Source organism: Pseudomonas sp. 9_2_1, assembly GCF_059295275.1.
Map to the genome: position 1 here is coordinate 6,038,174 of NZ_CM181239.1, position 13,234 is coordinate 6,051,407.

At 62.7% G+C, this 13,234-nt stretch carries 12 protein-coding genes and 1 pseudogene; 8 read left to right on the plus strand and 5 right to left on the minus strand.

Annotation, left to right across the window (positions count from 1 at the left end; all coding sequences use genetic code 11):
- Positions 1 to 11: 11 nt before the first annotated feature.
- Positions 12 to 1,559: a phospholipase D family protein gene (locus AC5O5I_RS27360; protein WP_172223100.1), complete on the plus strand. Its 1,548-nt coding sequence runs from the start codon at positions 12 to 14 to the stop codon at positions 1,557 to 1,559.
- Between the two features lie 61 nt (positions 1,560 to 1,620).
- Here the strand turns inward: AC5O5I_RS27360 and AC5O5I_RS27365 are convergent, their stop codons facing one another.
- Together AC5O5I_RS27365 and AC5O5I_RS27370 are read right to left on the minus strand one after the other, a co-directional pair.
- The gene (locus AC5O5I_RS27365; RefSeq protein ID WP_172287602.1) at positions 1,621 to 2,760 is read right to left on the minus strand and encodes an MFS transporter; all 1,140 of its coding nucleotides are present in this window, start codon (positions 2,758 to 2,760) and stop codon (positions 1,621 to 1,623) included.
- A 105-nt stretch (positions 2,761 to 2,865) separates the two neighbouring features.
- Positions 2,866 to 4,359, minus strand: a complete 1,494-nt coding sequence (locus AC5O5I_RS27370) for an aldehyde dehydrogenase (RefSeq protein ID WP_172223110.1) — start codon at positions 4,357 to 4,359, stop codon at positions 2,866 to 2,868.
- 196 nt (positions 4,360 to 4,555) lie between these two features.
- On the opposite strand from AC5O5I_RS27370, the gene AC5O5I_RS27375 reads away from it, so the two are divergent.
- A complete protein-coding gene (locus AC5O5I_RS27375) occupies positions 4,556 to 4,915 on the plus strand; it encodes a cupin domain-containing protein (protein ID WP_112249410.1) in 360 nt (119 codons plus the stop codon).
- An 83-nt stretch (positions 4,916 to 4,998) separates the two neighbouring features.
- Positions 4,999 to 5,202 carry a hypothetical protein gene (locus AC5O5I_RS27380; RefSeq protein ID WP_172223115.1) on the plus strand — a complete coding sequence of 68 codons (204 nt, stop codon included), beginning with the start codon at positions 4,999 to 5,001 and terminating at the stop codon, positions 5,200 to 5,202.
- A 66-nt stretch (positions 5,203 to 5,268) separates the two neighbouring features.
- Here AC5O5I_RS27380 and rpmG read toward each other — a convergent pair whose 3' ends face one another.
- Together rpmG and rpmB are read right to left on the minus strand one after the other, a co-directional pair.
- The gene (gene rpmG / locus AC5O5I_RS27385) at positions 5,269 to 5,424 is read right to left on the minus strand and encodes a 50S ribosomal protein L33 (protein ID WP_003253507.1); all 156 of its coding nucleotides are present in this window, start codon (positions 5,422 to 5,424) and stop codon (positions 5,269 to 5,271) included.
- An 11-nt stretch (positions 5,425 to 5,435) separates the two neighbouring features.
- Positions 5,436 to 5,672, minus strand: coding sequence for a 50S ribosomal protein L28 (gene rpmB, locus AC5O5I_RS27390; protein ID WP_172223119.1), 237 nt, complete (start codon positions 5,670 to 5,672; stop codon positions 5,436 to 5,438).
- A 361-nt stretch (positions 5,673 to 6,033) separates the two neighbouring features.
- Between rpmB and AC5O5I_RS27395 the strand changes: the two genes are divergently transcribed.
- Positions 6,034 to 7,641, plus strand: coding sequence for an ABC transporter substrate-binding protein (locus AC5O5I_RS27395; RefSeq protein WP_172287607.1), 1,608 nt, complete (start codon positions 6,034 to 6,036; stop codon positions 7,639 to 7,641).
- Between the two features lie 337 nt (positions 7,642 to 7,978).
- Complete coding sequence (locus tag AC5O5I_RS27400) at positions 7,979 to 8,974, plus strand: IS110 family RNA-guided transposase (protein ID WP_494511534.1); 996 nt, start codon at positions 7,979 to 7,981, stop codon at positions 8,972 to 8,974.
- Between the two features lie 243 nt (positions 8,975 to 9,217).
- Here the strand turns inward: AC5O5I_RS27400 and radC are convergent, their stop codons facing one another.
- Positions 9,218 to 9,898 carry a RadC family protein gene (gene radC / locus AC5O5I_RS27405; protein WP_172223127.1) on the minus strand — a complete coding sequence of 227 codons (681 nt, stop codon included), beginning with the start codon at positions 9,896 to 9,898 and terminating at the stop codon, positions 9,218 to 9,220.
- A gap of 128 nt (positions 9,899 to 10,026) precedes the next feature.
- Between radC and coaBC the strand changes: the two genes are divergently transcribed.
- From coaBC to AC5O5I_RS27420, 3 genes and pseudogenes are all read left to right on the plus strand, one after another.
- Complete coding sequence (gene coaBC, locus AC5O5I_RS27410; protein ID WP_186671865.1) at positions 10,027 to 11,238, plus strand: bifunctional phosphopantothenoylcysteine decarboxylase/phosphopantothenate--cysteine ligase CoaBC; 1,212 nt, start codon at positions 10,027 to 10,029, stop codon at positions 11,236 to 11,238.
- A gap of 5 nt (positions 11,239 to 11,243) precedes the next feature.
- The gene (gene dut / locus AC5O5I_RS27415) at positions 11,244 to 11,699 is read left to right on the plus strand and encodes a dUTP diphosphatase (RefSeq protein WP_494511849.1); all 456 of its coding nucleotides are present in this window, start codon (positions 11,244 to 11,246) and stop codon (positions 11,697 to 11,699) included.
- A gap of 145 nt (positions 11,700 to 11,844) precedes the next feature.
- Positions 11,845 to 13,212 (plus strand): annotated as a pseudogene (locus AC5O5I_RS27420) (phosphomannomutase/phosphoglucomutase); the annotation flags it as partial.
- Positions 13,213 to 13,234: the final 22 nt, after the last annotated feature.

Here is a 13,234-nt window from a genome sequence, read left to right on the forward strand (position 1 = left end):
ACGATCCACCCTTGAGACTCCAGCGAGCCCTGCCCCTGCTGGTGCTGCTCGGCCTTGTCGGCTGCGCCAGCGTCGGCCCACCCCGCGAAACCAGCCAGGCGCTGCCCGCCCATGACTCGGCCTTCGGTCGCTCGGTGCTGCGCCAGGCCTCACCCTACGGTGGCCGCTCGGGCTTTCGCCTGCTGCCCAACAGCAACGAAGCATTCCGCGCCCGCGCCGAGTTGATCCGCAACGCCCAGGCCAGCATTGACCTGCAGTACTACATCGTCCACGACGGCCTCAGCACGCGCGCCCTGGTCCATGAACTGCTGCGCGCCGCCGACCGTGGGGTACGCGTGCGCGTTCTGCTCGACGACACCACCAGCGACGGCCTGGACACCATCATGGGCACCCTCGACGCCCACCCGAACATCCAGATCCGCGTCTTCAACCCGCTGCATCTGGGCCGCAGCACCGGCGTGACGCGCGCCGTGGGCCGCCTGTTCAACCTGTCGCGCCAGCACCGGCGCATGCACAACAAGCTGTTTCTGGTGGACAACAGCATGGCGATCGTTGGCGGGCGCAACCTGGGCGACGAGTATTTCGATGCCGAGCCCAACCTCAATTTCACCGACATTGACCTGCTCGGCGTAGGCCCGGTGGCCGAGCAGCTGGGACATGGGTTCGATCAATACTGGAACAGCGCCCTCAGCCGCCCCATCGGCGATTTTCTCTGGCGGCAGCCGGACGCCGCCGACCTGCGCGCCAGCCGCCATCGCCTGGAGACATCCCTGGCCGAGGCACGTACCAGGCGTAAAGCCTTGTACGACCGCCTGATGGCCTATCAGTCGCAGCCTCGCCTGGATATCTGGCGCAACGAGCTGATCTGGGCCCATAGCCAGGCCCTGTGGGATGCGCCCAGCAAAGTCCTGGCCGACGACGAACCGGACCCGCACCTGCTGCTGACCCAGCAGCTGGCCCCCGACCTCGGCAATGTGCAGCACGAACTGATTCTGGTGTCGGCGTACTTCGTGCCTGGCGAATCCGGCCTGCTGTACCTGACCCACAGTGCCGACGCCGGCATTTCGGTCAAGCTGCTGACCAACTCGCTGGAGGCCACCGACGTGCCGGCGGTGCACGGCGGCTATGCGCCCTACCGCCGCGCGCTGCTGGAGCATGGCGTGCAGTTGTACGAGCTGCGTCGCCAGCCAGGTGACCCAAGCGCCGGGCGCCTGAGCTTCCGGGGCAGCTCGGACTCGAGCCTGCACAGCAAGGCAATCGTCTTCGACCGGCGCAAGACCTTCATTGGCTCGTTCAACTTCGACCCGCGCTCGGTGCTGTGGAATACCGAGGTCGGCGTACTGGTGGATAGCCCGGAGCTGGCGGAATACACCCGTGAACTGGCAATCCAGGGTATGGCGCCAGCGTTGAGTTACCAGGTGAAGCTGGTGGGGGACAAGATGGTATGGGCGACCGAGGACGATGGCCGGCGGCACATGCTGACAGCCGAGCCGGGTGGGCTCTGGCGGCGCTTCAATGCGTGGATCAGCAAGGCAGTTGGCCTGGAAAAGATGCTGTAGGAGCGGCCTTGCCGGGGGCGCCGGACCGGTCGGATGGGCCGCAAAGCGGCCCCAAAATCCCTCAGGCAGACGCCGGCTCAAAAGCCCCGCGCCGCTGGGTAAGCACCACCAACCCGGCAGCCCCGACAGCCATCAGCAACAGCAACGCATGCCCGCTGACCCACTGGCTCCCCGCCCCCGCCAGCAACGGCCCAAGCAGGCAGCCAATACCCCACAGCTGCGCCACGTGGGCATTGGCCCGTACCAGCGCATCATCGCGGTAGCGCTCGCCGATCAGCACCAGCGACAAGGTGAACAAGCCCCCGGCACTGGCGCCGAACAACACCCACAATGGCCAGATGGCCGGGGTATGCAGCAACAGCGGAATCGCCAGGCTGGACACCAGCAGGGTTACCGCACAGCCGGTGAACAAGGTACGCCGCGACATATGGTCGGCCAGCGCGCCAATGGGCAGCTGCAGCACCGCATCCCCCACCACCACGGTACTGACCATGAACAAGGCGATTTCGGTAGTGAAGCCCTGCTGCAGGCAATACACCGGCAGCAAGGTGAGGATCATCGCCTCGAACGAGGCGAACAGGGCGATGGCCCAGGCGATCACCGGCAACCGCCGGCAGAAGGCGAACAGGTCGCGGAAGGTGACATTGCAGGCTTCCGTGCTGGGTGCACCGCCACGCTTCAGAAGTATCAGCGGCGCCAACAGCAGCAGGCCGGTTGCGGCCCAGAAGCCGAAGTCATCGTCAGAGCCGAGAAAGCCCAGCACCAACGGCCCGGCCAGCTGGCTGAGGGCGTAGCTGCTGCCATACAGCGCCACCAGCCGGCCGCGCCACCGCTCGACCACCAGCTGGTTGATCCAGCTTTCGCCGAGGATGAACACCACAGTCAGCGACATGCCGATCATCAGGCGCAACAGTAGCCACAACGGATAACTGGGCAATAGTGCGACCAGGCCGATCGACAGCGCCCCGCCCCACAGGCACAGGCGCATGGCCGCAGGCACGCCGACCCAGCCGGCCAGGCGGCTGGCCAGGCTGGCACCCACCAGTACGCCCAACGCCGGCATCGCCGCCATCACGCCGATGGCGAAGCTGCCATAGCCCCAGGCCTCCAGGCGCAGGGACACCAGCGGCATGCTGACGCCGAGCGCCAGCCCGACGCTGAGCACGGACGCCAGTACGGCGAAGTAGGTACCCCAACGCATTGCAGCCTCCCTTGCAAAATTCTTGAACAGCAAAAACAACGAAGCCGGGGCAGCGTGAGCCGACCCGGCTATTGCTAGGGCCGCGTGGCGGCCCCAACCTCTGGATTACAGCTTGATCCAGGTTGCCTTCAGCTCGGTGTATTTTTCCAGCGCATGCAGCGACTTGTCACGGCCGTTGCCCGACTGCTTGAAGCCACCGAACGGTGCGGTCATGTCGCCGCCGTCGTACTGGTTCACCCAGACGCTGCCGGCGCGCACGGCGCGGGCGGTCTTGTGGGCCTTGGAGATGTCCGACGTCCAGATGCCCGCCGCCAGGCCATACGGCGTGTCGTTGGCAATGGCCACGGCCTCTTCGGCGGTGTCGAAGGCGATCACCGACAGCACCGGTCCGAAGATTTCTTCCTGGGCGATCTTCATGGCGTTGGTCACGCCGTCGAAGATGGTCGGCTCGACGTAGGTACCGCCAGTCTCTTCCAGGGTGCGCTTGCCACCGGCGACCAGCTTGGCGCCGTCTTTGTGACCCGCATCGATGTAGGACAGCACAGTGTTCATTTGCTGGGTGTCGACCAGGGCACCGACAGTGGTCTGTGGGTCCAGCGGGTTGCCTGGCTTCCAGCCTTTGAGGGCTTCGATCACCATAGGCAGGAACTTGTCCTTGATCGAACGCTCGACCAGCAGGCGCGAGCCTGCGGTGCACACTTCGCCCTGGTTGAAGGCGATGGCGCTGGCAGCAGCCTCGGCGGCAGCTTGCAGGTCCGGGGCGTCGGCGAAGACGATGTTCGGGCTCTTGCCGCCAGCTTCCAGCCAGATGCGCTTCATGTTCGATTCGCCCGCGTAGACCATCAGCTGCTTGGCGATCTTGGTCGAACCGGTGAACACCAGGGTGTCGACGTCCATGTGCAGGGCCAGGGCCTTGCCCACGGTGTGGCCGTAGCCTGGCAGCACGTTCAGCACGCCAGCCGGGATACCGGCTTCGATGGCCAGCTGGGCAATGCGAATGGCGGTCAGCGGCGATTTTTCGGACGGCTTGAGCACCACCGAATTACCGGTGGCCAGCGCCGGGCCGAGCTTCCAGCAGGCCATCAGCAGCGGGAAGTTCCACGGCACGATGGCGCCAACCACACCCACCGCTTCGCGGGTTACCAGGCCAAGCTGGTCGTGCGGGGTCGGGGCGACTTCGTCGTAGACCTTGTCGATGGCTTCGGCAGTCCAGTGGATGGCCTGGGCCGCACCCGGTACGTCGATGCTGGAGGAGTCGCCGATCGGCTTGCCCATGTCCAGGGTTTCCAGCAGCGCCAGCTCTTCTACGTTTTTGCGCAGCAGGTCGGCGAAGCGGATCAGCTTGGCCTTGCGCTTGGCCGGGGCCAGTTGCGACCAGACACCGGCATTGAAGGTGGCACGGGCGTTTTCCACAGCGCGGTTGGCATCGGCCAGGTCGCAGCTGGCAACCTTGGCCAGGAAGCGTCCGTCGACCGGGCTCAGGCACTCGAAGGTTTCACCGGATGCGGCATCGGTGTATTCGCCGTTGATGAAGGCACGGCCTTCGATCTTCAGTTGCTGGGCACGTTGTTCCCAGTCCGCACGGGTCAGGGTGGTCATACGAAACTCCTCCTCTTGTTTAGGTGCAACGCCGCACTGAGGACTCACAGGCGTTGTCGAAATTCTGGCCGGGCGACGAGCGCACACGGGCAAGCGATACCCTAAACCAGCCGCTGTAAACTATCAATATATTTGACACGGAAGGCTCAAAAGCCTACTGATGTTCATTTTATTAAACAACAACAGGAGCCGCACCATGAGTATCGCCAGCATCATCGACTTCGCACAGGTCATCACCGAAGCCGAACGCTACCGCCCGGCGGCGGAAAAAATCCTCAAGGGCGAACCGGACCAGGCGGTCTACAACCACTACTCCAGCCCTTGCGGGCAGTTTGCCGCCGGTGTGTGGGAAGGTGAGGTGGGCCAGTGGACAGTGAACTACACCGAGCACGAGTACTGCGAGATCGTCCAGGGTGTTTCGGTGCTGCGCGACCAGGATGGCGGGGCGAAAACCCTGCGTGCCGGTGATCGGTTTGTCATCCCGGCCGGGTTCAAGGGCACCTGGGAGGTGCTGGAGCCTTGCCGCAAGATCTATGTGATGTTTGAACAGAAATAACTATTTAGCGCAGCAAGCCAGCTGGCGTGCGTGAGCATGGCCCTGCCCATGTCGGGCCACGCAACTTCAACAGGAAGATCACCATGACCAACGAAGAAGCCCTGCAAACCCTCGCCCACCTGATCGGCACCCGGTACGCGCCAGAACTGAAGGACACCATCTGCACCCTCACCGGCCGCAAGCGGGTGGTTGGCCCCAATGAGATATGCACCCGCGAGTACGACGTTGAACGCATCCAGATCAAGGCCGGCGCCGACCTGCTGATCCAGGGCTTCGACTTCAACTGAGCCGGCTGTAGACATAAAAAAACCCGCGTCCTTACGGATGCGGGTTTTTTTCAGGTCGCCGATCAATTACTTGATCTTGGCTTCCTTGTACACCACGTGCTTGCGAACAACCGGATCGTATTTCTTGATCTCGATTTTGTCCGGGGTGGTGCGCTTGTTCTTGTCGGTGGTGTAGAAGTGGCCGGTACCGGCACTCGAAACCAGACGGATCAATTCACGCATGATGCTCTCCCTTAAACCTTGGTGCCAGCTTTGCGGAGGTCGACCAGAACGGCGTCGATACCGCGCTTGTCGATGATACGCATGCCTTTGGCGGAAACGCGCAGACGCACGAAACGCTTCTCGGATTCAACCCAGAAACGGTGGTGCTGCAGGTTCGGCAGGAAACGACGACGGGTTTTGTTGTTTGCGTGGGAAATGTTGTTCCCGGTTACTGGACCCTTACCAGTAACTTGACAGACTCTCGACATGACTCAGCCCTCTAAAACCACATGCCCAACCCGGCATGGGTTGGCCGCTTAATCTCTCAGTCTTTGGCGCCAGGGCGCCGTGATTCTGGAGGTCTTATCGACCGGATCCGCTTATGCGACAGGCCGAGCCCCTAGAAAAGAGCGCTGCTTTATACCAGAAAGACTTGGCTGCAACAACTGTAGATGCACATTGCTGCAAGCCAGAACGCGCCGGGCCAGCATAGCGGCAGGCCCCGCCAGCCGTCGACCGCTCGTCGCGAGATTTGTAAAAAAGGGTGTGGTCATTTACCGGCGGGCGCACTAGGGTAGGCCTTTTCCAGACTGCACTGGCAGATGGGCCACTGACAGCCAAGGAGCCACTATGCGTGCTGCCGCCCTTTCCTTGTTTTTCAACTCCCTGTTCGCTGCGGGCACCCTGTTCGCCGCCGGCGTTGCTCAGGCTGCCCCGCTGAGCGTCTGCAGCGAGGCCAGCCCGGAAGGCTTCGATGTGGTTCAGTACAACTCGCTGACCACCACCAACGCCACGGCCGATGTGTTGATGAACCGCCTGGTGGAGTTCGATGCGGCGCAAGGCAAGGTCGTACCGAGCCTGGCGGCTAGCTGGACAGTATCGGCCGATGGCCTGGTCTATGACTTCACCCTGCGCGATGGCGTGAAGTTCCACACCACTGCCTGGTTCAAGCCCGGCCGCGAAATGAATGCCGACGATGTGCTGTTCAGTTTCCAGCGCATGCTCTACCCCGCCCACGCCTGGCACAAGAGCGCCCCAGGCGGCTACCCGCATGCCCAGTCGCTGCAGCTGGCCAGCCTGATCAAGGCGATCGAGGCCCCGGCACCGAACACCGTGCGCTTCACCCTCAGCCACCCCGACGCCACGTTCCTGGCCACCCTGAGCATGGGCTTCGCCTCGATCTATTCCGCCGAATACGCCGACAAGCTGCTCAAGGCCGGCACGCCCGAGAAGCTCAACAGCCAGCCGATCGGCACCGGTCCGTTCGTGTTCCAGCGCTTCCAGAAAGACGCCGTGGTGCGCTATCGCGCCAACCCGGACTACTTCGGCGGCAAGCCGGCGGTCGACCCACTGATCTTCGCCATCACCACCGATGCCAACGTGCGCCTGCAGAAGCTCAAGCGTGGCGAGTGCCAGGTGGCCCTGTCGCCAAAGCCGCTGGACATTGCCGAGGCCGGCAAGGATGGCAACCTCAAGGTCGCCACCACCCCGGCGTTCATGACCGCCTTCGTCGCCATCAACAGCCAGCACCCGCCGCTGGACAAGCCGGAAGTGCGCCAGGCGATCAACCTGGCCTTCGACAAGCAGGCCTACCTCAAGGCGGTATTCGAAGACTCTGCGGTGGCCGCCAACGGGCCCTACCCGCCCAATACCTGGAGCTACGCCAAGGATCTGCCCGGCTACCCACTGGACCTGAAAAAAGCCAAGGCCCTGCTGACCAAGGCTGGCCTGGCAGAAGGCTTCAGCACCACTATCTGGACCCGTCCGTCGGGTAGCCTGCTGAACCCCAACCCAAGCCTGGGTGCACAGATGCTGCAGGCCGACCTGGCCAAGATCGGCGTGAAAGCGGAGATCCGCGTGATCGAATGGGGCGAGCTGATCCGCCGCGCCAAGGCGGGCGAGCATGACCTGTTGTTCATGGGCTGGGCGGGCGACAATGGCGACCCGGACAACTTCCTCAGCCCGCAGTTTTCCTGTGCGGCGGTGGAGTCGGGGACCAACTTCGCACGCTTCTGCGACAACCGCCTGGACCAGCTGATCAGCGCCGGGCGCACCACCAATGACCAGAGCGTGCGCAGCCGGCTGTATCAGCAGGCGCAGACCTTGATCCAGCAGCAGGCGCTGTGGGTGCCACTGGCGCATCCAACGGCGGCGACGCTGCTGCGCCAGGGGGTTGAGGGATATCAGGTGAGCCCGTTCGGGCGGCTGGACTTCAGTAAGGTTTCGGTGACCAAGTGAGTTAGGGGCGCCTGCCTTGAGGGGTGTGGCGCCTGTGAAATCGAGCGCCGCCCGCGCGGCGCATCGCGGATAAATCCGCTCCTTGTATGTTGTGTCTGACCCTGACGAGAGAGGTTATTCTGGTCAGGTTCGAGAAGCACTTCCGGGGAGACCGATCGCTCCTGAAGGCAGGCTTGCCCTGACCTTGTATGTAGAGAGGTCCCCCGCCTCATTGCCCACTACGAAGAGTATCGAGAAGCCGACTAGTCGGACTTCGCATTACAAGGTTGCAGCGGCATGAATTTCGAGGTCGGGGAACCGGAGGCCATTGTTACCTAACTCACATGCGGTGGGAAGAATGAGTGTCTGTGTTGGCGTGGATATCGGTTCGCGTACTTCGATTGCTGGGGTGCGTAAAGATGGGCGCCCTGTCGGGCAATGGGACATCGCCCAGACACCCGCTGGCCGCAAGGCAGCGGTGAAAAAACTGCAGGCCCTCAAACCCAAGACGATCGTGATGGAGGCCACGGGGATCTATTATTTGGACCTCGCGCTTGAGCTGCATGCGGCCGACCTTCCTGTTTCAGTCATCAACCCCAAAAGTTTCCATAACTTCGCCAAGCTCATGCTGGTCAACAGCAAGACTGATGCAATAGATGCTCAGTTGCTAGCCGAGTACGGCGAGCGTATGACGCCGCGCTTGTGGACACCGCCAAGCCCTGTACAGCTTGAGCTCAGGGCCCTCGGTCGGCACATCAATCGGCTGGTAGGACACCGCACCAGGGCGAAAAATGAGCTGCATGCACTGCAGGCGACCGCTACGACCATTTCTATTTTGATCGAGGATCAGGAGGAGGCGATTGCCACCCTGGACACTCGCATTGAGCGCTTTCGTAAAGCAGGACGCGAACTGATCGCCCAATGTCCAACCCTCACCCAGCAATACAAGCAACTACTCGCAGGCCCCGGAATAGGAGAAGTTACGGCACTTGCAGCTTTGGCTGAATTGACCACACTGCCTGAACTGCTCAAGTCCTCTCAGGTAGCACGCCATGCGGGGCTGGATGTTCGACAGACACAATCTGGAACAAGCATCGACAAGCCAGGCCGGCTCGGTAAGAGTGGGAATGCGTATCTACGCGCAGCCATGTATATGCCAGCGTTGACTGCGGTGCGCTGTGACCCTTATGCAAAGGCCTTTTACGAGTCGCTGATCGGTAGAGGCAAGAAAAAAATGCAAGCTATCGCCGCTGTCATGCGCAAATACCTGACAGGTATCTGGGCATGCATGCGCGGGGATGTGCCATTTGATACGGCCAAGCTTTTCAGCTCTGAACACCTCAGAAAAGCTTGACCGCCAACAGAGTATCTACATTTGTTGCAACGTGGCCATGCCTGTGAGGCCATGGTTGTCAGCCGGCTTGCAAGTCTCAAGTCATGCGTCAGGGCTGGCAACTATGGCGTAACAGGTTCGGCACGTTGCAACAGATGTAGGAGCGGATTTATCCGCGATGCGCCGCCGCGGGCGGCGCTCGATCTCCCAGGCGCCAGACATCTCAAGACAGGCGCCCGGCAGCCCTGACCCTATTGACCCGCCTCAGGCCACAATCCACCCCTGCTCAACCATCGACAATGGTTCCCCGTCACCAATGATGATGTGATCCAGCACCCGCACATCGATCAACGCCAACCCCCGCTTCAACGACAGGGTCAGGTGCACATCATCCTGGCTCGGCTCACTGTTGCCCGAAGGATGGTTGTGACACAGGATCAAAGCTGCGGCGTTATGCTGCAACGCCCGCCTCACAACTTCTCGCGGGTAGACACTGGCCCGGTCTATGGTGCCCCTGAACAAGACCTCGAAGGCCAGCGGCCTGTGCTTGGTGTCCAGAAACAGGCAACCGAATACTTCGCTGGCCTCATGCCGTAGCATCGCCTTCAGATAGCGCCGCACCGCCCACGGGCCATCAAGCACTGCTGCGCGCTCGATGCTTGCATCCAGGTACCGCCGGCCAATCTCCAACAGCGCCTGCAGCTGTGCGTATTTCACGACGCCAATACCCGGCTCGCACAGCACGGCTTCACGATCAGCCTCAAGAAACTGCCTGAGGCCACCAAAGCGCACCAGCAGCCCCCGCGCGAGGTCCAGCACGTTACGCCCGGCTACTCCCGAGCCCAGCAGCACCGCCAGCAACTCTGCATCCGACAGCACGGCAGCCCCTCGCTGCAACAACTTCTCCCTCGGCCGCTCTTCAGCCGGCCAGTCCCTGATATTCATCCCGCCCCTCTGCCCATGCTGCGGCCCGTTTCGGCCCTGTGTTAATCTATTTCGCCTCGTACATGCGACGTTCTGCCGCAGGCATTTTCAAACGTCGCCGCCCGCTCTCACTGGAAAAAGGCAAGCCTATGCAGCGGCTGTATCGCAAGCGCATCGTTCTCGGCGTGGGGGGCGGCATTGCCGCCTACAAAAGCGCCGAACTGATTCGCCGTCTCCTCGAGCACGGCGCGCAAGTGCGCGTCGTCATGACCCGTGGGGGTGCCGAGTTCATCACCCCGCTGACCCTGCAGGCGCTCTCGGGCCACCCGGTGCACATGGATCTGCTCGACCCTGCCGCCGAAGCGGCCATGGGCCATATCGAACTGGCCAAGTGGGCCGACCTGGTGCTGATCGCCCCGGCTACCGCCGACCTGATGGCGCGCATGGCACAGGGCATGGCCGACGACTTGCTGACCACGCTGGTGCTGGCCACCGATGCTACCGTCGCCGTGGCCCCGGCCATGAACCAGGCCATGTGGCGCGACCCGGCCACCCAGGCCAACCTCGAGCTGCTCAAGAGCCGTGGCATCCAGGTGTTCGGCCCGGCCTCCGGCAGCCAGGCCTGTGGCGACGTGGGCCTGGGCCGCATGCTTGAGGCCACCGACCTGGCCTGGTGCGCCGCAGAAAGCTTCAAGCGCCAGGCACTCACCGGCAAGCACGTGCTGATTACCGCCGGCCCGACCCAGGAAAACATCGACCCGGTGCGCTACATCACCAATCATAGCTCCGGCAAGATGGGCTTCGCCCTGGCCGAAGCGGCTGCCGAAGCCGGGGCTCGGGTAACCCTCGTCACGGGCCCTGTGCACCTGCCAACCCCCGACCGGGTCAGCCGCATCGACGTGGTCAGCGCGCGGGACATGCTCGCGGCCTGCGAGGCGGCCATGCCGTGCGACCTGTTCATTGCCTCGGCTGCGGTTGCGGACTACCGCCCTGAAGTCGTTGCCACACAAAAACTGAAGAAAGATCCTACGACCGGCGACGGCATGCTGCTGCAGATGGTGCGCAATCCCGATATCCTTGCCACCATTGCTGGCCGTACCGACCGCCCGTTCAGCGTCGGCTTTGCCGCCGAAACCGAACACCTGCTCGATTACGCCACGCGCAAGCTCAAGGACAAGAACCTCGACCTGATCGTCGCCAACGATGTGGCCAACCCCAGCATCGGCTTCAACAGCGAAGAAAACGCCTTGACCGTGATCGACCGCCAGCAGCACCAAACCCTCTTCGCGCAGACCAGCAAAGGCAAGATCGCCCGGCAACTGGTCGCCTTCATCGCCGAACGGCTCAATCAGGTTCAATAAGTTACATGCACGCTCTTCAAGCCAAGATCCTCGACCCACGCCTGGGTACCGACTTCCCTCTGCCGACGTACGCCACCCCCGGCTCCGCCGGCCTGGACCTGCGCGCCCTGCTCAAGGAGGACACCGTTCTCGAGCCGGGCCAGACCTTGCTGATCCCTACCGGGCTGTCGATCTACATCGGCGACCCGGGCCTGGCGGCGATGATCCTGGCGCGCTCGGGCCTGGGCCATAAGCACGGCATCGTGCTGGGCAACCTGGTCGGCCTGATCGACTCGGACTACCAGGGCGAGCTGATGGTGTCGTGCTGGAACCGCGGCAACACCCCGTTCACCATCGCCGTTGGCGAGCGCATCGCCCAGCTGGTACTGGTCCCGGTGGTGCAGGCGCACTTCGACATAGTCCAAGCCTTTGACGAGAGCCAGCGTGGCGCTGGCGGCTTCGGTCACTCCGGCAGCCACTGAGCCGACAACAGACCGTTCAGGCCACGGATGGCGAACTCTCTGGCAAAACCACCGTCCAAGCGTTCAGTTTGCGCCTGCCCAGAAAGCCTTTGACTAATGGAGTTTTCCAGAGATGAACGACATGGCCCACCTGGTCCCCGCCGCATTGCCAGACAGCATTTTCCGCGCGTATGACATCCGCGGCGTGGTCGGCAAGACCCTTCACGCCGAAACCGCCTACTGGATCGGCCGCGCCATCGGCGCGCAAAGCCTGGCCCAGGGCGAACCGCAGGTTTCGGTTGGCCGCGATGGCCGCCTCTCCGGCCCGATGTTGGTGGAACAGTTGATCAAGGGCCTGGTCGACGCCGGTTGCCAGGTCAGCGACGTGGGCCTGGTCCCCACCCCAGCCTTGTACTATGCCGCCAACGTGCTGGCCGGCAAGTCCGGGGTGATGCTGACCGGTAGCCACAACCCTTCGGACTACAACGGCTTCAAGATCGTCATTGCCGGCGACACCCTGGCCAACGAACAGATCCAGGCCCTGCTGACCCGCCTGAAAACCAACGACCTGACCCTGGCCGCAGGCCGCGTGGAGAAGGTCGGGATCCTTGAGCGCTATTTCCAGCAGATCGTCGGCGACGTGAAGCTGGCGAAGAAGCTCAAGGTGGTGGTCGACTGCGGCAACGGCGCTGCCGGGGTGATTGCACCGCAGCTGATCGAAGCCCTGGGCTGCGAAGTGATTCCGTTGTTCTGCGAAGTCGACGGCAACTTTCCCAACCACCACCCGGACCCCGGCAAGCCGGAAAACCTCGAAGACCTGATCGCCAAGGTCAAGGAAACCGGCGCCGATATCGGCCTGGCCTTCGACGGCGACGGCGACCGCGTCGGCGTGGTGACCAACACCGGCAGCATCGTCTATCCCGACCGCCTGCTGATGCTGTTTGCCCAGGACGTGCTGGCACGTAACCCAGGCGCCGAGATCATCTTCGACGTCAAATGCACCCGTCGCCTGACCCCGCTGATCGAGCAGCATGGCGGCCGCGCGCTGATGTGGAAGACCGGCCACTCGCTGATCAAGAAGAAGATGAAGCAGACCGGTTCGCTGCTGGCCGGCGAGATGAGCGGTCACATCTTCATCAAGGAACGCTGGTACGGTTTTGACGATGGCATCTACAGCGCCGCGCGTCTGCTGGAGATCCTCAGCAAGGCTGGCCAGAGCGCCGAAGACCTGTTCGCCGCCTTCCCGAACGATATTTCCACGCCGGAAATCAATATTGATGTGACCGACGAGGGTAAATTCAGCATCATTGATGCACTGCAACGCGACGCTGACTGGGGCGAAGCCAGCCTGACCACCATCGATGGTGTGCGGGTCGACTACACCCACGGCTGGGGCCTGGTTCGCGCCTCCAACACCACCCCGGTGCTGGTGCTGCGCTTCGAGGCCGACAGCGACGCCGAGTTGCAACGTATCAAGGATGTTTTCCGTACCCAGTTGCTGCGGGTTGAGCCTGAGCTGCAACTGCCGTTCTGACCGACTATCTGTTCCATACAGG